This is a genomic window from Rhodovulum sulfidophilum DSM 1374 (genome assembly GCF_001633165.1).
Taxonomy (GTDB): domain Bacteria; phylum Pseudomonadota; class Alphaproteobacteria; order Rhodobacterales; family Rhodobacteraceae; genus Rhodovulum; species Rhodovulum sulfidophilum.
Map to the genome: position 1 here is coordinate 2,351,606 of NZ_CP015418.1, position 22,395 is coordinate 2,374,000.

Here is a 22,395-nt window from a genome sequence, read left to right on the forward strand (position 1 = left end):
CGAGTTCAACGCGTCTGTTGCGGCCCGCGCCATGTCACCGGCCGTCTCTTCAGGCGTCAGTTCCGCAAGCCGCAGGGCGCGCGGTCTCTGCCCCTGCAACAGGTCCGGTTCGTCGATGGTCTTTCTGGAGTTAATTCTAAATAAAGTTATTAAATGACAATATTATAGAAGTCATTATTAAAGTTTTACTTTAATGTGTGGTCTGCCGGTGTTGCGGTCGCATCGACCTGTCCTGCCGGAAGCCCGGCGGCCGATGAGCCGGTCTCCGGGCCGTTTTCGGGCCTCAGTTCAATTCGCTTCGCAGCCATGCGATCAGGCGGTCCACGGCGGCGTAATTCGACCGCCTGGTCCCGCGAAAGACGGAAATCTCGTTCGGCCTCTCGACCGTGAAGCCACAGGCCGGTGTCAGCTTGCCGTCGTCGATCAGCCCGCTGACCGTCCTGTTCCAGCCAAGCGCGATGCCCTGTCCGGCGACCGCGGCCTGAAGAACCAGCGGATAGCTGTCGAAACAGACGATCCGCGGTTTTGGCCTGCCTGCCAGCCCGGCCGCCGCGAACCAGTCCGGCCAGTCGAACCAGTCCTGTGGCGTCACGCGATGGGACAGCAGGGGCCGCTCGAGGAGGGCCTCGGGGGCAAGCGGGGTCCGCAGATCGCCGAGCAGGGAGGGCGCGCAGACCGGAAAGATCGCGTCTGCGGCGGTGAAAAGCAGCCGGGCCGAGCCCGAGGCGCGGCCGGTGGTCTGCAGCGCGACATCGAAGGGGGAGGTCGCCTCGGTCAGCGGGGCCAGCGCGCTGACAAGCTGAAGCTGGATTTCCGGATGACGCGCGTGAAAGCGCGACAGGCGCGGCATCAGCCAGTAGAAGGCCTCGCAAAGCTGGCAGCGGAGCACGATGGCATCGGGGTCGCGGCTGCCGCGTATGGCCGCGATCTCGGCGCGGATCGCGGCAAGCGCATCGCCCACGACCTGTGCCAGCCGCCGGCCCTCTTCGGTCAGGAATACCGCGCGGTTCCGGCGTTCGAACAGGCGCAGGCCCAGCTCCGCCTCGAGCTGTCCGATCTGGCGGCTGACGGCGGTTTGGGTCAGCCCCAGTTCCTCGGCGGCACGGGTGAAGCTTTCGAGCCGGGCGGCGGCCTCGAACGGTCTCAGCCGGTGCAGCGGGAGGTCATCGGTTTGCATGCGTATAAATCATGTATTCCGGATGATTTCTCATTTTTCTGAGGATTGGCGCGATGATTTCATGCGCCAATGATATGTTTGCGGTCATCTTCAAGGCAAGCGCCTTCAAGGCAAGCGCCGGGGCTGTTTCCCGGGATCGGGGCGATCTCTGCTGCGGTCCTCATGCTTTCATTGTCCGATGCGCTGGTGAAGCTGCAGAATGGCGAGCTGTCGCTGGGGCAGGTGCTGATGGTCCGGTCCGGGACGGCGGTCCTGTGCCTCGCGGGTGCGCTCTGGCTGTTCGCGCAGGCGGGTGGGGCGGCCAGCGGCGTCACGCGCTGGGTCTGGGCGCGCAGCCTTTGCCTCGCCCTGATGTGGGGCTGCTATTATGCGGGATTGCCCGGCCTGTCCTTCTCGATTGCCGCGGCCTCTTACTATACCGCGCCGATATGGATGGCGGTGCTGTCCTTCCTCCTGCTCGGGACGCGTATCGGCGCGCGCGGAGGATGGGCGATCCTGCTGGGATTCGCGGGCGTCCTGACGATCCTGCGGCCCGGTTTCGACGCGCTGTCGCCGGTGATCGCCTTGCCCTTGCTGGCGGGATTTCTCTATGCCCTTGCCGCGGTCATCACCCAGGGCCGCTGCCGGGATGTGCCGCCGATCTCGATGGCGTTGAACCTCAATCTCGTTCTCGTCCTGGCCGGATCGGCGCATCTGGCGGTGCTTCTGTGGCTGGGGGCCGGGGACGAGGCGGGGTTTCTGATGTCGGTCTGGCCCGGGCTGGGCATGCGCGGCTGGGCCCTTCTGATCGGGCTGGGGGTGGCGCTTGCCGTCATAACCGCGCTGGTCGCCTTTGCCTATCAGCGTGCACCGGTGCCGGTCATCGGTCTGTTCGATAACGGATATCTCGTCTTCGCCCTGGTCTGGAGCGTCTTGCTGCTTAGCGAGCGGCCCGATCTTGTCGACCTTCTGGGCATCGTCCTGATCGGCTGCGGCGCGCTTCTCGCGTCGCGACGGCTGTCCGGAGGCGAAGGGTGGGGCGGAGAGGATGCGCGGGCGCCGCGCGCTCAGCCCCGGCGGGTTTGAAGGCTCGGTCTTGCGGGGCGTGTGCGCTGTTCTGACCGTCGGTCGGCGGTGACCCGGCCCGAGGCGGTCAGCCCGCGCGCCGCTCGGCGATTGCCATGCCCGCCGCCCAGCCCGAGGACCACGCCCATTGGAAATTGTAGCCGCCAAGCCAGCCGGTGACGTCGACCGCCTCGCCGATGACATGCAGGCCGGGCAGGGCTTTCGCCGCCATCGTGCGCGAGGACAGCGCCGCCGTCGAGACCCCGCCCGCCGTGACCTCCGCCTTGGCATAGCCCTCGGTGCCGGTGGGATGAAGCGAGAGGCGGGCAAGCGGGTCCGCCGCGCGCTCGAGATCGGCATCCGAGCAGTTGGCAAGCTGCTTCTCGAGCCCGATCTGCGTGGCCAGAAGCTCGGCCAGGCGGTTCGGAAGATGTTCGCTCAGGGCGGCGCGCAGCCGGGCACGCGGCATCTGCCGCCGCGCCTCGCGCAGCAGCTCGGGGGCGTTGTCGAGCAGCGTCAGCTCGACCGGCGTGCCGGGGCTCCAGTAGGACGAGACCTGCAGGATCGCGGGGCCCGACAGCCCGCGATGGGTGAACAGCGCGGCCTCTTTGAAGGAGGCGGGGCCGACCCTTGCGGTGACCGGGCAGGACAGGCCCGCAATGGCCCGGAAGGCCGCGTCCCGAGGCCCCAGCGTCAGCGGAACCAGCGCCGGTCGCGGCGGCACGACCGCAAGGCCGAAGCGCTCGGCGATCCGGTAGGCAAGCCCGGTTGCGCCCATCTTCGGGATCGAGGGGCCGCCGGTCGCGATGACGAGGTTCGCAGCACTCGCCCCGGCCACCCGGAAGCGCCCGTCGCCATGGCCGATCTCGCCGATCTGTGTCGCAAGCCGGATATCGACCTCGCCGCGGGCGCATTCGTCAAGCAGCATGGCCAGGATCTGCCGGGCGGAGCCGTCGCAGAAAAGCTGTCCCAGCGTCTTTTCATGCCAGGCGATGCCATGGCGTTCGACCAGCGCGAGGAAATCCCACTGGGTGTAGCGGGCGAGGGCGGATTTCGGGAAATGCGGGTTCCCTGACAGGAAACAGGCCGCCTCGGCCCCGGTATTGGTGAAGTTGCAGCGGCCGCCGCCGGAAATCAGGATCTTCTTGCCGGCCTTGTCGGCATGGTCGAGAACAAGCACCCTTGCCCCGGCCTGTCCGGCCGTCGCCGCGGCCATGAGCCCGGCGGCCCCGGCGCCCAGAATGATCGCATCATACTCCATGCACGCCCTCTACGCCGCCGGGAAGCCGGGCAAAAGGGGCCATCGCATCGCGCGCGCCGTCCGGAACCGCGTCCTGCACGTCCATGCCAGTGCTGCCGCCTCGGGTGTTGGTCCCCTTCGCCGGCCGAGCCTTCTGTGCTGTGGGGGTGTTCGGTGTGCCGGCCTTCTGCCCGAGCCGACGTCGTCTCTGCGGCTTGTGCCGGAAGGCGGGCGCGGCCCGAGGGCGCGCCCGCTGTCGTTCAGGGCTTCTTGCGGACCTTTTTCCGGCCGGTGATCATCGGCGTGACCAGGTTCTCGCCCTTCCACTTGCTGTAGAAGAGGATGGCCGCGACATGCAGCCCGACCAGCCCCAGCACCACCCAGCCAAGCTGGACATGGAAGCTGAGCGCCGCGCGGGTGGTCTCGGAGCCCACATATTTCGCCAGCGGCCCGACATTGATGTAATCGTCGGGGTCGACGAACAGGCCCGACACCGCCTGCAACAGCAGAACCGCCAGCAGCACGAAGACGAAAAGCCCGCCGAGCGGGTTATGCCCGGGCCAGTAGGACGGCTTCCGGCGGAACATCCCGAAGACGTATTTCAGGATCGCGACCGGGCCATAGGCGAAGCTCTTGAACCGGGCATGCTCGGGCCCCCAGAGGCCCCAGACCAGCCGGAAGGCCAGAAGGCCGAGCACCGCGTAGCCGAACCAGAAATGCAGGGTCATGATATCGGGTCCGAACATGCCCAGCCCCCAGGCCGCCGCGACCGAAATCGTCAGCGACCATTTGAACAGGCGCAGGAGCGGGTCCCAGATCTGGACGGTCTGCAGCGTCTCGGCACCCGGGCGGGTGTCGCCGGTCTCCTCGATGCTCGAATCCTTCATCGGTCCATCCTCGCTTTTGCTCAGTGCTTGGCGCGGTAGCTGTCGTGGCAGCCCTTGCACGAACCGCCGACCTGCTGGATGCCCTTGGCCAGCTCGCCCTTGTCGAGACCGGCGACTTCCTGCAGGTTTTCGACCGCCTTCACGAAGGCCATGCCTTTTTCCTGCACGCCGCCCATGTCGGTCCAGATCTTGGGCAGGGCAGCGGTCTTGCCGGGCATGTCCTCGGAAGAGGTGCCGGGCATGTAGAGATGGCCGATATTGTATTTGGTGAGGATCAGCATGTTGTCGGCCGCGGTTTGCGCCTTGGCCCCGTCATACTCGGTCTCGCCTTTGACCATCGACACGAGGGTGCCCATGTTGGCGCCAAGCAGGGAATAATAGCCTTGGCGGGCCTCGACGACGTCATCCTTCACGTCGGCAGCCGATGCCGCCAGCGGCAGCGCGGCGAGAGCGGCGGTCAGAAGAATTTTACGCATTACAGGTCTCCGTCCTGGGTGTGCAGGTTTTTGCTCAGGTTCGCGCGTATTTCCATAACGTGGAGGTCGCGGTTTTCCGTCGCCAAGTCCATGACCTTTTTCACAGAGGACCTGTGCCCCAATCGGGGGTTGCGTTGCATCTTTCAGAACATATCTTACAGAGTCGTCTTTTCCAGCATGGTGTCGACGGCGCTCAGCTGTCCGTGCGAGCGGCGCCCGGCGGCCGCCGCGGCGACGAGTGCGGCGAAGATCGCGCGCTGGCGCCGGGCATAGAACAGATGTTCGGGATGCCATTGCACCCCCAGCGCAAAGGGATCGCGGCGGCGCTCGACCGCCTGCACCATCCCGCCCCGGTCATGGGCGGCCACAACCAGATCGTCGCCGAGCCGGGCCACGGCCTGGGAATGCAGCGCGTTGACCCGCATCGCGTCGGGGCCCGCGATCTCGGCCAGCCGGGTGCCCGGGCAGACCGTCACCGCCTTGCGCGGCAGGATGGTCCAGACCCGTTGCGAGGCGGTATAGGTGCCATAGGCGTCCTGATCGAGCGTGCCGCCGAGCGCCACGTTCAGCATCTGCGCGCCGCGACAGATCCCCAGCACCGGCTTGCCGCGGGCGATGGCGGCCTCGACAAGCCGGCGTTCCAGCGCGTCGCGCTCGGGATCGAGCCGGGCCGAGGTCACCAGCTGCATGCCGTAGAGATCGGGCGAGATGTCGTCGCCGCCGCCGATGATCAGCCCGTCGACCCCGTCGATATCGGCGCTCCGCCCAGTGCCCCAGCGCACGCCCCGCCCGCCCGCAAGCCAGAGGCTGAACGCCACCAGCGGAAACACCCGCCAGCCCGAACGTGCCGAGGTCGTCACCGCGATCAGGGGGCGGTCTTGCCGTCTTTGCCACATGAGCCGTCCCAGAGCTCCAGTTTGCAGAGAACCCGGTCGAGATGCGCGTACCAGTCCGACCGGGTGGTGGTCAGCGCGGCGCGGTAGTCGAGCCAGTCCGCGGCCAGTCCCTTCAATGCGGCGGTATCGGCGGCCAGCCTCTCGACCATGACCCAGCGGTTCCATTCATAGGCGAGCCGCCAGCCCGGTTCGTCGATGCGGCAATCGGGCAGGCGGTAATGGAAGGTCGGCCGGGCGCCGATCGAGGCGGCACCGGGCCCGAGCGCCTGCGCCACCCGGTCCTTGGCCAGATGCGCAAGACAGGGCAGCATGTCGAGCCCGCGATTGCGGGTCGGGGTCTCGTCGAGATAGGCGTCGGCAAAGGCCTCCAGCGTCCAGTCCGGCCCGGCCGAGGCCAGCCGGTCGATCAGGCTGCGCGGATAGGGATCGACGAAGGGCAGAAGCCGCCGCGACGGGTCGATCGGATCGGCCTTCCTGAGCCAGTCCTCGATCAGCGCGAAGGCACGGACGATGGGCACCAGATCGGCGGCGTCCTGACCGGGGATCTCGGGGTTGAGATGCAGCCCGAAGCCGAGAAAGACGCCTTCGCGGCTGCCGCGCGCCCCGGCGGCGCGCAGCGCCCCGCGCAGACGCTCGGCCTCGGGCAGCTGATCGGGATGGAGCGGCGGGGTCACCACCTCGACCGGCACCACGGCACGGCCGAGCTGCAGTCCCAGATCGGTCAGGGCGCTGCCGGCCTTGTCGCGGAAGGAGGTGTCGAGGCAGATCAGGACCCGGCCGAGATCGGGCGTTTCGACCTCGAAATCATGGGCGGCGATCTCGCGCGGCGTGCCGCCCAGCGTCCGGGCCACGACATCTGCCGCCTCGGCCTCTGTCAGCTCGCCGAATTCGATCTCGATGCCGGCGCGGCGAGGCTCGCCCGCATGGGTTTCGCGTGGGCGGAGCGGCAGGAACCGGTCGCGCGGCACGAGCTGGGTTATGCCGTCCATATCCACCTTTCGGAGCCTCCGGAGGGGCCGGAGATCAGATCGAGAACGAGGTGCCGCAGCCGCAGGAGCTGGTGGCGTTCGGGTTCTCTATAACGAACTTCGCGCCGATCAGTTCCTTGCTGAAGTCGATGGTCGCGTTTTGCAGGAAGGGCAGCGAGACCGAATCGACCACGACCTTCTCGCCCGCGCCCTCCAGCACGAGATCGTCCTCGGCGGGGTCGTCCAGCGTGATCGCGTATTGAAAGCCCGAGCAGCCGCCCCCCTCGACGGCGATCCGGAGCGCCTTGCCCTGTTTCGCGGCGCCGATTTCGGACAGGCGCGCATAGGCGCGCTCGGTGACTCTGGGCGGAAGCGTCAGGTCCATCTTAAGCGAAATCCCTCATGTCAATTCCGGTCCCCCTTGAATATATGGGCAGAAGTCACGGGAACAAGCAACGGAGCGGCAATGCTGGCGCCTTATGCATGCAAACCTTCCGAAAGCCGCGGGCGGCTTCACCCCGAGGAGGAAAGCGCCTTCCGGTCCTGTTTCCAGCGCGACCGCGACCGGATCATCCATTGTTCTGCCTTCCGGCGGCTGATGCACAAGACCCAGGTCTTCGTCGTCCATGAGGGCGACAGCTTCCGCACCCGGCTGACCCATACCATCGAGGTCGGGCAGGTGGCGCGGACCATGGCCAATGCGCTGGGGCTGAATGTCGAGCTGGCCGAGGCGGTGGCGCTGGCGCATGATCTTGGCCACACGCCTTTCGGCCATACCGGCGAGGATGCGCTGGCCGAGCTGATGGCGCCTTTCGGCGGCTTCGATCACAATGCCCAGGCGATCCGGATCGTGACCCGGCTGGAGCGGCATTACGCCGGTTTCGACGGGCTGAACCTGACCTGGGAGACGCTGGAGGGCATTGCCAAGCATAACGGGCCGGTGCCGCGCCCGCTGCCCTATGCGCTGGCAGAATACGACGCCCGCCACGATCTGGAGCTGCACACCCATGCCGGGGCCGAGGCCCAGGTCGCGGCCATTGCCGACGATGTCGCCTATAACAATCACGACCTGCATGACGGGCTGCGGGCCGGGCTTTTCACCGAGGCCGAACTGACCGGGCTGCCGCTGCTGGGCGCCTGCTTTGCCGAGGTCGATGCCGCCGCGCCCGGGATCGACGCCAAGCGTCGCCGCCACGAGGCGCTCCGGCGTTTTTTCGGGGTGATGGTCAGCGACGTCATCGACGGCGCCCGCGCCACCCTGGCCGAGGCGGAACCGGCAAGTGCGGCCGAGATCCGGGCGCTGGGCCGCCCGGTGATCGGCTTCTCGCCCGTGCTTTACGAGGGGCTGCGCGAGATCCGGTCGTTCCTGTTTCACCGCATGTACCGCGCGCCCTCGGTGGTCGAGATGCGCGCCGAGGTGACCGATATCGTGCGCGAGCTTTTCCCGCTTTATCTGACCCATCCCGAGTACCTGCCCCGGAAATGGCGCGAGGATGTCGCGGCGGCCACGGACGAGACCGCGCTGGCCAGGATCGTGGCCGATTACATCGCGGGCATGACCGACCGTTTCGCGATGGAGGAACATGCCCGGCTGACCGGTGCGGCCCCGCCCGCGCGGCGGGTCTGAACGCAGGGGGCCGCGCGCGCCCGTTGACCCCGGGCCCCGCCGTGATAAACCGCACGCCAGCCGAAAGGGACCGACCATGAACCTCTTCAACGATCTGCGCGCGCTGGTGATCGACTGTCTCGACGCGATGGCGGCCGAGGGCGCGCTGCCCGCGGGCCTCGACTTCTCGAATGTCGCGGTCGAGCCGCCGCGCGATGCCGCCCATGGCGACATGGCCACCAATGCCGCGATGGTGCTGGCCAGGCCCGCCGGACAGAAACCGCGCGATATCGCCGAGACGCTGGCCGGGCGGCTGGCCGCCGATCCGCGCATCGCCAGTGCCGAAGTGGCGGGGCCCGGTTTCCTGAACCTGCGGCTGGCGCCCGCCGTCTGGCAGGGGCTGGTGGCGAAGGTGCTGGGGCAGGGCGCCGGTTTCGGCCGCTCGTCCCTCGGCGCCGGTCAGAAGGTCAATATCGAATTCGTCTCGGCCAACCCGACCGGGCCGATGCATGTGGGCCATGTCCGCGGCGCCGTGGTGGGCGACGCGCTGGCCAGCCTTCTCGACTTTGCCGGCTGGGACGTGACCCGGGAATATTACATCAACGATGGCGGCGCCCAGGTCGACGTGCTGGCGCGCTCGGCCTATGAGCGTTACCGCGAGGCCAACGGGCTGGAGCCCGAGATCCGAGAGGGGCTTTATCCGGGCGATTACCTGATCCCGGTCGGCGCGGCGCTGAAGGAAAAATACGGCGCGAGCCTGCTCGACAAGGGCGAGGAGCACTGGCTGGCCGATGTCCGCCTCTTTGCGACCGACATGATGATGGAGATGATCCGCGAGGATCTGGCCGCGCTGGGCGTGACCATGGATGTGTTCTCGTCGGAAAAGGCGCTTTACGGCACCGGCAAGATCGAGGCCGCGCTCGACCGGCTGAAGGGCATGGGGCTGATCTACGAGGGCGTGCTGGAACCGCCCAAGGGCAAGACCCCGGATGACTGGGAGCCGCGCGAGCAGACCCTGTTCCGCTCGACCGCGCATGGCGACGATGTCGACCGCCCGGTGATGAAGTCGGACGGGTCCTGGACCTATTTCGCCCCCGATATCGCCTATCACTATGACAAGGTGGGGCGCGGCTTCAATCAGCTGATCGACATCCTCGGCGCCGATCACGGTGGCTATGTCAAGCGGATGAAGGCCGCCGTCGCGGCGCTGTCCGAGGGCCGGGTGCCGCTCGACATCAAGCTGATCCAGCTGGTCAAGCTCTGGAAGAACGGCGAACCGTTCAAGATGTCGAAACGCGCGGGCACCTATGTCACGCTGCGCGACGTGGTCGAGCAGGTGGGCCGCGACGTGACCCGTTTCGTGATGCTGACCCGCAAGAATGACGCGCCTCTGGATTTCGATTTCGACAAGGTTCTGGAGCAGTCGAAGGACAACCCGGTCTTCTATGTGCAATATGCCCATGCCCGGATCTCCTCGGTGCTGCGCAAGGCCGCCGGAGCGGGCATTGCCGTCGATGACGCGACGCTGGCCGCGGCTGACCTCACGAAGCTCGAGCACGAGGCCGAGATCGCGGTGGCCAAGAAGCTGGCCGAATGGCCGCGCCTGATCGAGATCGCGGCCCGCAGCAACGAGCCGCACCGGGTCGCATTCTATCTTTACGAACTGGCCTCGGAGCTGCATGCGCTCTGGAACCGGGGCAACGAACTGCCCGAATTGCGCTTCCTGCAGGAGGGCGACGCGGCCACAAGTCAGGCCAAAATCGCGCTGGCCCGGTCCGTGGCCGTTGTCATTTCCGCCGGCCTTGGTATTCTCGGCGTCACTCCTGTCGATGAAATGCGCTGAAAAACAAGGCGCAATCAGGCCGGAGCGGCACAGGCAAGAACCATACCGGGCGGTCAAGCGCGCCTGGAAACGAGGCGGCAATGGCAGAAATCGATTTCGACGCGATGCGCGGGGCGGGCGGGCATGACGCTGCGCCTTCCCTCAAGACGATGGTGAACTGGGCCGGTGGCCTGGTGTCTCTGACCCTGGTGGCCGGGCTTTTCGTCTGGGGCTATCAGATCGTGGTCCGGGATGTCAGCGGCGTGCCGGTGATCCGTGCGCTCGAAGGGCCGATGCGGATCGCGCCCGACGATCCCGGCGGGCGCCAGGCTGAACATCAGGGGCTTTCGGTCAACCGCGTCGCCGCCGAGGGCGAGGCAGCGCCGCCGCCCGACATGCTGCGGCTTGCGCCCGCGCCGGTCGACCTTGCCGGCGACGACCGGCCGGTGATCGCTCCGCAGCCTGCCGCCGGCGCGGCCGCAGATCCTTCGCAACCGGTTCTGGCCGCGCTCAATCTTGCCGATACGCCGGCAACCGACGCCGCGGGCGGGGCGCTGTTCGACCGCGCCGAGCCCGCAGCCGAGCCGGTCGCGCCAGAGGCTGAGCCGACGGAAGAGGAGGCGCTGACCCTGCCGGCCGGCGCGCTGCGTCAGTCGCCGCGCCCGGCGGCCCGGCCGCAGGAAGATCTGGCGACCCGCGCCGCCATTGCCTCGGCCCGGGCCGCGATGGATGCGCCCGCGCCCGCCGAGATCGCGGCCGACAGCGTCCTGCCCGGCACCGCGCTGGTGCAGCTTGGCGCCTTCGACAGCGGCGACGAGGCCCGCGGGGTCTGGGACAGCCTGTCCGGTCAGCGCAGCTTTGCCGGTTTCTTCTCTGACAAGACCCGCGTGATCCAGACCGTCGACCGTGGCGGCAGGACCTTCTTCCGGCTGCGCGCCTCGGGCTTTGCCGATCTGGCAGCGGCACGCCGGTTCTGCGCGGCGGTCTCGGCCGAGGGCGCGGATTGCATCCCGGTGGTGGCGCGGTGAGCCACGGGGTCGGGGCCTTCATCGCCGGTTGTTCCGGCCTGGTCCTGACACCGGCCGAACGGGCCTTCTTCGCCGAGACCCGGCCCTTCGGCTTTATCCTCTTTGCCCGCAACATCGCCGATCCCGGGCAGGTGCGCCGCCTCACCGGAGATCTGCGGCAGGCCGTCGGCCGCAAGGCGCCGATCCTGATCGATCAGGAGGGCGGCCGGGTGCAGCGGCTGCGTCCGCCGCATTGGCGGGCCTGGGCGCCTGCGCTAGATCAGATCGCGGCGGCGGGGCCCGAGATGGCCGCGCGCTCGATGTATCTGCGCGCCCGGCTGATCGCCTCCGAGCTGTCCGAACTCGGCATCGATGTCGATTGTGCGCCGGTGGCCGATATCGCCCGCCCCGAGACCCATGAGATCCTGAAGAACCGCTGTTACGGCACCGACCCTTCGGCGGTGATCGCCTGCGCCCGGGCGACCGCCGAGGGGCTGCTTGCGGGCGGCGTTCTGCCGGTGGTCAAGCATATCCCGGGGCATGGTCGCGCCAGCGCCGACAGCCATCTGCATCTGCCCAGGGTGACAACCGGCGCGCCCGAGCTGGAGGCCTCCGATTTCGCGGTGTTCCGGGCGCTTTGCGACCAGCCGATGGCGATGACGGCCCATGTCGTCTATGACGCCCTCGATCCCGACCGGCCCGCCACCGTGTCGCCTTTGGCCATCGCGGCGATCCGCGAGGATATCAGGTTCACCGGTTTCCTGATGTCGGACGATGTCTCGATGCAGGCGCTGAGCGGCAGCATCGGCGACCGCGCCCGCGCCGCGATCGCGGCGGGCTGCGATGCGGTGCTGCATTGCAATGGCGACATGGACGAGATGGCCGAGGTGGCCGGGGCCTGCGGCACGCTGAAAGGGGCTGCCGCAGAGCGTGCCGCCAGGGCGCTGGCCTGCCGCCGCCCGCCCGAGCCCTTCGATGCCGCGGCGGCCGCGACCGCGCTTGACGGGATGCTGGGCAAGATCGCCCATGGCTGAGCGGGGCGCCGATCCGGGTGACGCCGAGGCCGAGGATGTCGCCGCGCGGCAGGCGGCCGAGGCGCTGATCGTCGATGTCGACGGTTTCGAGGGCCCGCTCGACATGCTGCTGACGCTGGCCCGGACCCAGAAGGTCGATCTGCGCAAGATCTCTGTCCTGCATCTGGCCGAGCAATATCTGGCTTTCGTCGAGACTGCCAAGAGCCTCCGGATCGAGCTGGCCGCCGATTATCTGGTGATGGCGGCCTGGCTGGCCTTCCTGAAATCGCGGCTGCTGCTGCCGCCCGACCCGACCGAGGACGGCCCCTCGGCCGAGGATCTGGCCGCGCATCTGGCCTTCCAGCTGGAACGGCTCGAGGCGATGCGGGGCGTGGCGGCGCGGCTGATGGGGCGCGACCAGAAGGGCCGCGACTTCTTCGTGCGCGGCCTGCCCGAGGGAGTGGAGCGGGTGCGGCGGGTGCAATATACGGCCACGCTGCTCGATCTGATGCAGGCCTATGCCCGTATCCGCACCAAGGACGATTTCCGGCCCTATGCGCTGGATCGCGAGGCGGTCTACACGATGGAAGAGGCGCTGGAGCGGATGCGCGGGCTGATCGGCTATGCCGGAGACTGGATCGACCTGTCGAGCTGGCTGCCCGAGGGCTGGCAGGCCGATCCCGCCCGCCGCCGCTCGGCCACTGCCGCGCATTTCGCGGCCTCGCTCGAACTGGTCAAGCAGGGCCAGCTGGAACTGCGCCAGGCCGAGACCTTCGCCCCGATCCAGATCCGCCGGAAACCGCATTGATGAGCCGCCCGCCCGAAACCGGGGATGATGCCGAGGGCAGCCTGTTCGAGGCGCCGCCCGCGGCCGAGCAGGAGCGCATGGTCGAGGCCATCCTCTTTGCCTCGGCCGAGCCGGTGCGTGTGGCCGAGATGAATGCGCGGATGCCGCATGGCTGCGATGCCGCGCGCGCGCTCGAGGCGCTCGTCCGCCGCTATGAGGGGCGGGGGGTGCATCTGGTGCGGGTGGGCGAGGCCTGGGCCTTCCGCACCGCCCCGGATCTGGGCTTCCTGATGCAGAAGGAAACCGTCGAGATGCGCAAGCTCTCGCGGGCCGCGATCGAGACGCTGGCAATCATCGCCTATCACCAGCCGGTGACGCGGGCCGAGATCGAGGAGATCCGGGGCGTCTCGGTCAGCCGCGGCACCGTCGATCAGCTGCTGGATCTGGAATGGATCCGCTTCGGCCGCCGCCGGATGACACCCGGCCGGCCCGTCACCTATGTCGTGACCGAGGCGTTTCTCGATCATTTCGGGCTGGAAAGCGCCCGCGACCTGCCGGGCCTGCGCGAGCTGCGCGCCGCGGGTCTGCTCGACAATCGGCCGATGCCCGGCAGCGAGGACGCGGCCGAGGCCCAGGGCGAGATGTTCGAGGACGAAAGCTGAGCGTCAGCCGGTCCTGGCCGCCGCCCGCCGCCGCCAGGCCTGCCACAGCGCCAGCGCCAGCAGCCCGACCGTCGCCAGCATGAACCCGGCCGCGATCGGGCGTTCGAGAAACACCATCGGATCGCCCCGCGCGATCAGCATGGCGCGGCGCAGATTGGTCTCGATCAGCGGGCCGAGCACGAAGCCCAGCAGCAGGAGCGCCGGGCTGAACCGCGCCAGTGCCAGCAGATAGCCCGCCAGCCCGATGGCCGCGACCGCGGCGATGTCGAAGGTCAGGCCACGGACCGAATAGACCCCGAGGCAGAGAAAGACGAGGATCGCCGGGTAAAGCCAGCGGAACGGGATGCGCAGCATCGAGACCCAGATCCCGATCAGCGGCAGGTTCAGGATCAGGAGCAGCAGGTTGCCGATGCCGAAGCTCGCTACCAGCCCCCAGAACATCTCGGGCCGCGCCTCCAGCATCAGGGGGCCCGGCTGGATCCCGTGAATGACCAGCGCGCCCAGCATCAGCGCCATGATCGGATCGCCCGGAATGCCAAGCGTCAGCGTCGGCACGAAGGCCGAGATCGAGGCCGCATTATTGGCCGCCTCGGGCGCCGAGATCCCCTCGACCGCGCCCTTGCCGAACCGCTCGGGGCGGCGCGAGACCCGCCGTTCCAGCGCATAGGCCAGAAAGGAGGACAGCGTCGAACCGGTGCCCGGCAGCGCGCCGAAGAAGCTGCCAAGCGCGCCGCCGCGCAGGATCGGCCCGGGCAGGCGCCTCAGGTCGTCGCGCCGGGGCATCAGCCCGCGCAGCCCGATCCTTGCGGTCACGCCCTGCCGGTCGGGGTCGCGGACATTGGCGATCAGCTCGGCCACGCCGAACAGCCCCATCGCCAGCGCCACCAGATTGATGCCGTCCAGCAGCTCGGTCCGGCCGAAGGTGAAGCGCTGGACCCCGGAATTGACATCGGTGCCGACACAGCCCAGCAGGAGGCCCAGCACGACCATGGCAAAGCCCTTGACCGGGCTCGACGAGCCGATGGTCGAGGCGGCGACCAGCCCGAGGATCATCATCGCGGCGTAATCGGCCGCGCCGAAGGCGGTCGCGGCGCGTGAGAGCCAGCCCGCCAGCGTCACCAGCACCGCGATGCCGATCAGCGAGCCCGCGAAGGACGAGGCCATGGCGGTGAACAGCGCCACGCCCGCGCGGCCCTCGCGCGCCAGCGGATAGCCGTCGAGCGAGGTCACCGCCGATTGCGGCGTGCCGGGCAGGCGCATCAGGATCGAGGCGACCGAGCCGCCATATTGCGCGCCGTAATAGACGCCCGCCAGCATGATCAGCGCGGCTTCGGGGGTGATGTAATAGGTGATCGGCAGCAGCAGCGAGATCGCCGCCATCGCGCCGATGCCGGGCAGCACGCCGACAAAGGTGCCCAGCACCACGCCGAGGACGCAATAGACCAGCACCCCGGGCTGGAGCGCAAAGCCGATACCGTGCAGAAGGCCCTCCCAGGTGGTCATGAGAGGCGCGGCCAGAGCGGGACGTTCATCCGCAGCCCGAGGCCGAAGACCAGCACGGTCAGGGCCGAGATCGCGAGGGCGAGGACAAGCCGCCAGATCCGGCCGTCATGCGGGGCGGGCAACGCGGCGATCAGCACCGCCGCCGCGGTCGCGCCGACAAGGCCAAGCCGGAACAGTCCGAAGCCGAAGACGAGGATCGCGGCCAGAACCGCAACTGCCGCGCGCGGCTCGATCCCGGGCCGGGAACCTGCCTCGCGACCAAGCGCGGGCAGGGCGATGGCCAGCCCGAGCCCGGCCAGGAGCGCGCCGAGCACCACCGGGAAGAAGCCCGGCCCCATCCGGCGCAGGCTGCCGATATCGTAATGCGCAAGGGCCCAGCCCGCCGCCGCCGCGCCAAGCGTGGCCAGCACGAGGCCGCCGAGGATGTCGGGCCAGTCCTTCTGCATCGGGTCCGCCTCAGGGCTTGGCTTCGACCCGGTCGATCACCGCGCCCCACATCGCGGTATCGGCCGAGATCCGGTCGGCCAGATCCGCGGGCGTTCCCGGCGCGGCCTGCCAGCCGATGGCCAGAAGCTTCTCTTGTACCTCGGGCTCGGCCAGGATCTCGCCGATCTCGGTATTCAGCCGCTCGATCACCGCCGGGGCGGTTCCGGCCGGTGCGATGAAGGCGTTCCAGAGCTCGGCGCGGAACTCCTCGGGCAGCCCGGCCCGTCCGGCCAGGACCGGCACATCGGGGGCCTGCGCGAAGGGCTCGGCCGAGGTGATGCCCAGAAGGCGCATCCGGCCCGCCTCGACCTGCGGCAGCGCGGCCGAGGGCGCCATGAAGCCCGCATCGATCTCGCCGCCGACAATCGAGGTGGTCACTTCGGCATAGCTGGTGAAGGGGATGTGCAGCAGGCTGACGCCCGCGGCATCGGCGAAAAGCTCGGCGGTCAGATGCGCGCCCGAGCCCTGGCCGACCGAGCCGTAGCTGAGCGCTTCGGGCTCGGCCCCGGCGGCGGCGACGAAGCTTTCGAGATCGGTGAAGTCCGAGCGGGCCGAGACCGCCAGCACCAGCGGCGAGGTCGCGATCAGCGTGACCGGCTCGATATCGGTCGCGGCATCGTAGCCGGTCGATGTCATCAACCGAGCGGCGGTGGTCAAAGGTCCGTTGATGGTGGTGGCGAAGCTGTGCCCGTCGCCGGCATTGGCCAGCATCTGCTGCACCCCGATCACGCCGCCCGCGCCGGGCTTGTTCTCGACGACGACCGGCTGGCCGAGGCGCTCGGCCAGCGGCTCGGTGATGATCCGGGTCAGCGTGTCGGGCGAGGACCCGGCCGGGAAGCCGACATAGACATGAAGCGGAGCGGTGGGCCAGGCGTCCTCGGCCGCAGCGGGCAGGGCGGCGAGGGCGAGGGCCCCAGCAAGTGCGGTGCGGCGCGTCATCGGGATGGTCACGTCAGGTCTCCTTTTCGGTCGGCGCCAAAGGACACGATCGCGGCGGCCTTTTCAACCGGCTTCCTGCAGGCCGCGGGCAGGTCGTGCGGGGCTGTCTGACGGAACGCAAGACGGGCCCGGCGGGGGCGCTCGGAACGCGCCGGGGGCGGGGCAGGCGGAGGCGGAACGATCGCTCGGCCGGTCCGCGCGGGACGGGACCGGGTTTTTAATTGCCCGCTCCGGGCTCTGCGGGGTTGCACCCGGCCCGGCTTTGGGGCACCCGACGGCCGGTGAAAAGACAGTGAAACGGAACGCCATGACCGGGGCGACGATCAGTTTTGAGAATGTCGGCAAGTTCTTTGCCGGCGGGGCGAAGGGCCGGGTGACGGCGTTGCAGGACGTGTCGCTGACGGTGACCCCGGGCGAGATCTGCGGCATCATCGGCCGGTCGGGCGCGGGCAAGTCGACACTGCTGCGCATGGTCAACGGGCTCGAGCGGCCAAGCGAGGGCACGGTCAGCGTGGGCGGCAAGGATGTCGGTCGGGCGCAGGGCGCCGCGCTTCGGGCGATCCGCCGCGATGTCGGCATGATCTTCCAGCATTTCAACCTGCTGGCCTCGCGCACGGTCCATGGCAATATCGCGATGCCGCTGGAAATCGCGGGCGTTCCCGCCGCCGAGATCCGGAGCCGGGTCGGGGATCTGATCGCCCGGGTCGGGCTCGAGGCCCAGGCCGACCGCTATCCGGCCGAGCTTTCGGGCGGGCAGAAACAGCGTGTGGGCATCGCCCGGGCGCTGGCCACACGGCCCAAGGTGCTGCTGTCGGACGAGGCGACCTCGGCGCTCGATCCCGAGACCACGCAGACGGTGCTGGCGCTGCTGCGCGACATCAACCGCGATCTGGGCCTGACCATCCTGCTGATCACCCACGAAATGGCCGTGGTGCGCGACATTGCCAGCCATGTGGCGGTGATCGATCAGGGCCGGATCGTCGAGGCCGGGCCCACTTATGACGTCTTCGTCGCGCCGCGGCATCCGACGACGCGCTCCTTCCTGTCGGGGGTGACCGGCATCACGCTGCCGCGCTTCGTCTCGGGCCGTCTGGTCGAGACCCGGCCGGGCGGCGCTGCCGAAGAGGTTCTGCGGGTGACCTTCGCGGGGGCCCATGCGACCGATCCGATGCTGGCGCGGATGACGGCCGAGCGCGGGATATCGGTCAATATCCTCGCGGGTGCCATCGAGGAGATCGGCCCGCATCCCTTCGGCAACCTGCTGATCTCGGTCGATGCCGCGCGCGGGGCCGAGGCACGCGACTATCTCAACCGCCACGGCCTGTCGACGGAGGTGCTGGGCTATGTCCGCTAACCTGATCGCGCTTCTGATCGAGGCCACGCTGCAGACGCTTTACATGGTCTCGGCCGCGGCCTTGCTGGGCACGCTGTTCGGGCTGCCGCTGGGGCTGTTTCTCGCCACCTCCCAGCGCGGCGAGCTGTTGTCGGCACCGCTGGTCAACAAGGTGCTGGGGCTTGTGGTCAATGCCGCGCGCTCGGTGCCCTTCATCATTCTCGTGGTTGCGATCATCCCCTTCACCCGGGCGCTGGTCGGCACCTCGATCGGCACCGATGCCGCCATCGTGCCCCTGACCATCGCCGCCACGCCCTTCATCGCCCGGCTGGTCGAGAACGCCATCCGCGAGGTCGATGCCGGGCTGATCGAGGCCGCGCGCGCGATGGGCGCGACGCCGTTGCAGATCATCCGCAAGGTGTTGCTGCGCGAGGCGCTGCCGGGCATCGTGCTGGGCCTCACGCTCGCCGTTGTCAGCCTGATCGGCTATTCCGCCATGGTGGGCGCGGTCGGCGGCGAGGGGCTTGGCGATCTGGGGATCCGCTATGGCTATCAGCGCTTCATGCCCGACGTGATGCTGGCCGTCGTCGTGATCCTGATCGTGATGGTCCAGCTCGTGCAATCCTTCGGCGAATGGATCGCCGCGCGGGTCGACCGCCGCGCGCCGCGCAATCGCGGCCACTGACTTTCCGAAGAGCTCCCGCAGACAAGAAAGGACCCTTCCGATGCTGCGTCTGATTCCTCTCGTTTCCGTTCTCGCGCTGTCGGCCGGCGCCGCGCTGGCCGATGATATCCGTGTCGGCGTCTCGCCCGGCGAACATGCCGAGATCATGGAGCAGGTCGCCAAGGTCGCCGCTGCCGACGGCCTGACCATCGATCTGGTTGAATTCTCCGACTATGTGGTGCCGAACCAGGCGCTGGCCGATGGCGATCTCGACGCCAACAGCTTCCAGCACCGCCCCTATCTGGAAAACCAGATCAAGGATCGCGGCTTCGATCTGGTCGAGGTCGCGACCACCATCACCACCCCGATGGGCGTCTATTCCGACAAGATCGAGGATCTGGCGGAGCTTCCCGAAAAGGCCCGGGTCGCGATCCCGAACGACCCGACCAATGGCGGGCGGGCGCTGTTGCTGCTGCAGGAGCTCGGGCTCGTGAAGCTGGCCGAGGGCACCGGTCTGGTGCCGAGCCCGCTCGACATCGAGGACAACCCCAAGGGTCTGAAATTCCTCGAACTTGACGCGGCACAGCTGCCGCGCGCGCTGGCCGATGCCGAGATCGCGGTGATCAATACCAATTACGCCATCGCCGCCGGGCTCAGCCCGAAGGACGATGCCATCGAGATGGAAGCCGCCGACAGCCCCTATGTGAACATCATCGTGGTGCGCGATGGCGATCAGGACCAGCCCTGGGTCGAGGCGCTGGTCGAGGCCTATCACAGTCCCGAGGTCAAGGCCTTCATCGACGAGAAATATGACGGTGCCGTGCTGACAAGCTGGTAATCGGTTCCGGGCTGGCCGGGCCTGTCCCGGCCTGCCCATCGTTCCGGCAGCCCGGCCCGATGCCGGGCGCCCCGTCCGGCCCGGTGGCGCAAGATCGCGCCTGTTTTTTAGGCAGGAACCGCGCCGCGGGCTCAACTGATCGTCACAACGACGTTACGAAGCCGCTGTAGTCAGCCGCCATGGGGCCACCGCATCTGCGGGGCTTGTCAGGTGGCGAACGCCATATATAGTCGAACGCAAGGTAAGGGGCGGGTGCGTCCCGTCCCGGGGCCGGGCAGGCGGACGGGGCAGAGGCTGACGATCACGATGGACGGCGATTTCAGGACTTCATTCGTACGGGAGCCGGGCTCCCTCAAGCATCATCCGGCGCTGGTTCTGAACGCCGATTACCGGCCGCTTTGCTATTATCCATTGTCGCTCTGGCCCTGGCAGGAGGCGATCAAGGCGGCCTTCCTCCACCGGGTCGACATCGTGGCCGAATATGACCAGGTGGTCCGAAGTCCGACCAGGACGATCCGAATACCCTCCGTCGTCGTCCTCAAAGACTATGTCAAACCGCAGAAGCGCGTGGCTTTCACGCGCTTCAATCTTTTTCTGAGGGACGAATTCACCTGCCAGTATTGCGGCTGCAAGGGCGATCTGACCTTCGACCATGTGGTGCCGCGGGCCCGGGGCGGCATCACCAGCTGGGAGAATGTGGTCGCGGCCTGCTCGCGCTGCAACCTGCGCAAGGGCTCGAAAAGCCTGCGTCAGGCGGGCATGTCGCTGCGCCGCGCGCCCCGGCGTCCGGCGGCGACCGATCTGCGCGATGTCGGCCGCAAGTTCCCGCCGAACTACCTGCATGCCAGCTGGCTCGATTTCCTCTACTGGGATGCCGAGCTGGAAGCCTGAGCGCCCGGCCTCTGGTCGGCGCCGGGCGAAGGGCGCGCTCCGTCATGTCCATGTCCCGCCATTTCGACAGGGCGGGGCCTAGATGTCGACCTCCTGGACGAAGCGGGCATTCTCCTGGATGTACTGGAAGCGCAGCTCGGGTTTCTTGCCCATCAGCCGCTCGACCAGATCGGCGGTCTCGCCGGGATGGTCCTCGTCGATCGAGACCCGGATCAGCTTGCGCGAGGCCGGGTCCATGGTGGTTTCCTTCAGGTCCTTGGCATCCATCTCGCCGAGGCCCTTGAAGCGGCTGACATCGATCTTGCCCCTGCCGCCGAGGCCCTTCTCCAGCCACATCTCCTTTTCGGCCTCGTCCAGCGCATAGAGCCGTTTCGCGCCCTGCGTCAGGCGGAACAGCGGCGGGCAGGCAAGATAAAGATGCCCCTGATCGATCAGCGGCCGCATCTGGGTGAAGAAGAAGGTCATCAGCAGCGAGGCGATATGGGCGCCGTCGACATCGGCATCGGTCATGATGATGATCTTGTCATAGCGCAGATCGTCGATCTTGAAGCGCGTGCCGAGCCCGGTGCCAAGCGCCTGGGTCAGGTCGTTGATCTCGGCATTCGAGCCGAGCTTGGACGAAGCCGCGCCCAGCACGTTCAGGATCTTGCCGCGCAGCGGCAACAGAGCCTGGGTCTTGCGGTTGCGCGCCATCTTGGCCGAGCCGCCCGCCGAGTCGCCCTCGACGATGAACAGTTCCGTGCCGTCGCGATTGGTGGCCGAACAATCGACCAGCTTGCCGGGCAGCCGCAGCCGCTTGGTGGCCGATTTGCGCTGGGTCTCCTTCTCGGCCCGGCGGCGCAGCCGTTCCTCGGAGCGCAGCACCAGGAAATCGAGGATCGCCCCCGCGGCCTTGGTGTCCGAGGCCAGCCAGTTGTCGAAATGGTCGCGCACCGCGCCCTCGACCATGCGCTGGGCCTCGGTGGTGGCGAGGCGATCCTTGGTCTGGCCGACGAATTCGGGCTCGCGGATGAAGGTCGAGACGATGGCGCAGCCGCCGGTCATCAGGTCGTCGCGGGTGATCTGGGCGGCCTTGCGGTTGTTGGCCAGCTCGCCATAGGCTCGCAGCCCCTTCAGGATCGCCGACCAGAACCCGGTCTCATGGGTGCCGCCCTCGGGCGTGGGGATGGTGTTGCAATAGGACTGGATGAAGCCGTCGCGCGAGGGCGTCCAGTTGACCGCCCATTCGACCGAGCCGGGCTGGCCGAATTTCTCCTGGAAGCCGACCTTGCCCGAGAACGGGCGCTCGGCATAGGTCGAGGCGCCTTCGAGGGTCTCGCTCAGGTAATCGGCAAGCCCGCCGGGGAAGTGGAACACCGCCTCCATCGGGGTGTCGCCATCGGCGATCGCGGTCTTCCAGCGGATCTCGACGCCCGAGAACAGGTAGGCCTTCGAGCGGACCATCTTCAGAAGCCGTGCCGGGCGGAAACGGTGCTGGCCGAAGATCTGTTCGTCGGCATGGAAGATGACGGCGGTGCCGCGGCGGTTGGGGGCGGCACCGAGCTTCTCGACCGGGCCCAGCGGCACCCCGCGCGAGAAGTCCTGAGCGAAGAGCTCGCGGTTGCGCGCCACCTCGACCCGGAGCCGGTCCGACAGCGCGTTCACCACCGAGACGCCGACGCCGTGCAGCCCGCCCGAGGTCTCGTAGGCCTTGCCCGAGAACTTGCCGCCCGCATGCAGCGTGCAGAGGATCACCTCGAGCGCGGACTTGTCGGGAAATTTCGGATGCGGATCGATCGGGATGCCGCGACCGTTGTCGCGGATCGTCACCGAATGATCGACATGCAGCTCGACCTCGATCCGGGTGGCATGGCCCGCGACCGCCTCGTCCATGGCGTTGTCGAGCACCTCGGCCACCAGATGGTGCAATGCCCGCTCGTCGGTGCCGCCGATATACATGCCGGGGCGCTTGCGGACGGGCTCCAGCCCCTCCAGCACCTCGATCGAGGAGGCATCATAGGTATCCCGGCTGGCGCCGGAGAGCAGATCGTCAGGCATTCTTAGCTCTATCTTGTGGATGTGCGGCAGCATCATCGCAGGTTTGGGGGGCGGGGGAAAGGGCAGCCTGCCTTTGTCCCGTCACCCTTTCCAGAGCCGATCCGGATGCGGCCCGGCGG

The 22,395-nt window shown here is 68.1% G+C and carries 22 protein-coding genes; 11 read left to right on the plus strand and 11 right to left on the minus strand.

What is annotated here, in order from left to right; genetic code table 11:
• Positions 1-283: 283 nt before the first annotated feature.
• On the minus strand, positions 284-1,177 hold the full coding sequence (locus A6W98_RS11120) for a LysR family transcriptional regulator (RefSeq protein ID WP_042461494.1): 894 nt from the start codon (positions 1,175-1,177) through the stop codon (positions 284-286).
• A gap of 69 nt (positions 1,178-1,246) precedes the next feature.
• On the opposite strand from A6W98_RS11120, the gene A6W98_RS11125 reads away from it, so the two are divergent.
• Positions 1,247-2,242: a DMT family transporter gene (locus tag A6W98_RS11125; RefSeq protein WP_045291874.1), complete on the plus strand. Its 996-nt coding sequence runs from the start codon at positions 1,247-1,249 to the stop codon at positions 2,240-2,242.
• A gap of 67 nt (positions 2,243-2,309) precedes the next feature.
• Here the strand turns inward: A6W98_RS11125 and A6W98_RS11130 are convergent, their stop codons facing one another.
• The 6 genes from A6W98_RS11130 to A6W98_RS11155 form a co-directional block, all read right to left on the minus strand.
• Positions 2,310-3,482 (minus strand): BaiN/RdsA family NAD(P)/FAD-dependent oxidoreductase, encoded by a 1,173-nt coding sequence (locus A6W98_RS11130; RefSeq protein WP_042461496.1) that lies wholly within the window; start codon positions 3,480-3,482, stop codon positions 2,310-2,312.
• Between the two features lie 239 nt (positions 3,483-3,721).
• Positions 3,722-4,348, minus strand: coding sequence for a cytochrome b/b6 domain-containing protein (locus A6W98_RS11135; protein ID WP_081251896.1), 627 nt, complete (start codon positions 4,346-4,348; stop codon positions 3,722-3,724).
• A 20-nt stretch (positions 4,349-4,368) separates the two neighbouring features.
• The gene (locus tag A6W98_RS11140; protein WP_042461503.1) at positions 4,369-4,824 is read right to left on the minus strand and encodes a c-type cytochrome; all 456 of its coding nucleotides are present in this window, start codon (positions 4,822-4,824) and stop codon (positions 4,369-4,371) included.
• 155 nt (positions 4,825-4,979) lie between these two features.
• Positions 4,980-5,720 (minus strand): gamma-glutamyl-gamma-aminobutyrate hydrolase family protein, encoded by a 741-nt coding sequence (locus A6W98_RS11145; protein ID WP_042461506.1) that lies wholly within the window; start codon positions 5,718-5,720, stop codon positions 4,980-4,982.
• Positions 5,690-6,709 (minus strand): amidoligase family protein, encoded by a 1,020-nt coding sequence (locus A6W98_RS11150; protein ID WP_081251898.1) that lies wholly within the window; start codon positions 6,707-6,709, stop codon positions 5,690-5,692. Before A6W98_RS11150 ends, A6W98_RS11145 begins: the two co-directional genes overlap by 31 nt.
• A 34-nt stretch (positions 6,710-6,743) precedes the next feature.
• Positions 6,744-7,067 (minus strand): HesB/IscA family protein, encoded by a 324-nt coding sequence (locus A6W98_RS11155; protein ID WP_042464959.1) that lies wholly within the window; start codon positions 7,065-7,067, stop codon positions 6,744-6,746.
• 87 nt (positions 7,068-7,154) lie between these two features.
• Between A6W98_RS11155 and A6W98_RS11160 the strand changes: the two genes are divergently transcribed.
• The 6 genes from A6W98_RS11160 to scpB all read left to right on the plus strand — a co-directional run bounded on the left by A6W98_RS11160 (position 7,155) and on the right by scpB (position 13,585).
• Positions 7,155-8,315 (plus strand): deoxyguanosinetriphosphate triphosphohydrolase, encoded by a 1,161-nt coding sequence (locus tag A6W98_RS11160; protein WP_042461508.1) that lies wholly within the window; start codon positions 7,155-7,157, stop codon positions 8,313-8,315.
• A gap of 76 nt (positions 8,316-8,391) precedes the next feature.
• Entirely contained in the window at positions 8,392-10,137 is a 1,746-nt protein-coding gene (gene argS, locus A6W98_RS11165; RefSeq protein ID WP_042461510.1) for an arginine--tRNA ligase, read from the plus strand.
• Positions 10,138-10,217: 80 nt separating this feature from the next.
• On the plus strand, positions 10,218-11,144 hold the full coding sequence (locus A6W98_RS11170) for an SPOR domain-containing protein (protein WP_042461512.1): 927 nt from the start codon (positions 10,218-10,220) through the stop codon (positions 11,142-11,144).
• Positions 11,141-12,157, plus strand: coding sequence for a beta-N-acetylhexosaminidase (gene nagZ, locus A6W98_RS11175; RefSeq protein WP_042461515.1), 1,017 nt, complete (start codon positions 11,141-11,143; stop codon positions 12,155-12,157). Before A6W98_RS11170 ends, nagZ begins: the two co-directional genes overlap by 4 nt.
• Positions 12,150-12,944: a segregation and condensation protein A gene (locus A6W98_RS11180; protein ID WP_042461517.1), complete on the plus strand. Its 795-nt coding sequence runs from the start codon at positions 12,150-12,152 to the stop codon at positions 12,942-12,944. Before nagZ ends, A6W98_RS11180 begins: the two co-directional genes overlap by 8 nt.
• Entirely contained in the window at positions 12,944-13,585 is a 642-nt protein-coding gene (gene scpB, locus A6W98_RS11185; RefSeq protein WP_042461520.1) for an SMC-Scp complex subunit ScpB, read from the plus strand. The genes A6W98_RS11180 and scpB overlap by 1 nt, the downstream gene beginning before the upstream one ends.
• A gap of 3 nt (positions 13,586-13,588) precedes the next feature.
• Here the strand turns inward: scpB and A6W98_RS11190 are convergent, their stop codons facing one another.
• The 3 genes from A6W98_RS11190 to A6W98_RS11200 are packed head-to-tail and all read right to left on the minus strand — an operon-like array spanning position 13,589 to position 16,525.
• Positions 13,589-15,088: a tripartite tricarboxylate transporter permease gene (locus A6W98_RS11190; RefSeq protein ID WP_042461523.1), complete on the minus strand. Its 1,500-nt coding sequence runs from the start codon at positions 15,086-15,088 to the stop codon at positions 13,589-13,591.
• The gene (locus A6W98_RS11195) at positions 15,085-15,534 is read right to left on the minus strand and encodes a tripartite tricarboxylate transporter TctB family protein (RefSeq protein ID WP_042461524.1); all 450 of its coding nucleotides are present in this window, start codon (positions 15,532-15,534) and stop codon (positions 15,085-15,087) included. Before A6W98_RS11195 ends, A6W98_RS11190 begins: the two co-directional genes overlap by 4 nt.
• A gap of 10 nt (positions 15,535-15,544) precedes the next feature.
• Entirely contained in the window at positions 15,545-16,525 is a 981-nt protein-coding gene (locus tag A6W98_RS11200; RefSeq protein WP_052678011.1) for a Bug family tripartite tricarboxylate transporter substrate binding protein, read from the minus strand.
• Positions 16,526-16,820: 295 nt separating this feature from the next.
• Between A6W98_RS11200 and A6W98_RS11205 the strand changes: the two genes are divergently transcribed.
• From A6W98_RS11205 to A6W98_RS11220, 4 genes are all read left to right on the plus strand, one after another.
• The gene (locus A6W98_RS11205; RefSeq protein ID WP_042461527.1) at positions 16,821-17,867 is read left to right on the plus strand and encodes a methionine ABC transporter ATP-binding protein; all 1,047 of its coding nucleotides are present in this window, start codon (positions 16,821-16,823) and stop codon (positions 17,865-17,867) included.
• A complete protein-coding gene (locus tag A6W98_RS11210) occupies positions 17,857-18,531 on the plus strand; it encodes a methionine ABC transporter permease (RefSeq protein ID WP_042461530.1) in 675 nt (224 codons plus the stop codon). The genes A6W98_RS11205 and A6W98_RS11210 overlap by 11 nt, the downstream gene beginning before the upstream one ends.
• Positions 18,532-18,571: 40 nt before the next feature.
• Positions 18,572-19,348, plus strand: a complete 777-nt coding sequence (locus A6W98_RS11215) for a MetQ/NlpA family ABC transporter substrate-binding protein (RefSeq protein WP_042461533.1) — start codon at positions 18,572-18,574, stop codon at positions 19,346-19,348.
• A gap of 306 nt (positions 19,349-19,654) precedes the next feature.
• Positions 19,655-20,239: an HNH endonuclease gene (locus A6W98_RS11220; RefSeq protein WP_042461536.1), complete on the plus strand. Its 585-nt coding sequence runs from the start codon at positions 19,655-19,657 to the stop codon at positions 20,237-20,239.
• Positions 20,240-20,317: 78 nt separating this feature from the next.
• On the opposite strand, the gene parE is transcribed toward A6W98_RS11220, so the two are convergent.
• Positions 20,318-22,276 carry a DNA topoisomerase IV subunit B gene (gene parE / locus A6W98_RS11225; protein ID WP_042461539.1) on the minus strand — a complete coding sequence of 653 codons (1,959 nt, stop codon included), beginning with the start codon at positions 22,274-22,276 and terminating at the stop codon, positions 20,318-20,320.
• Positions 22,277-22,395 lie beyond the last annotated feature (119 nt).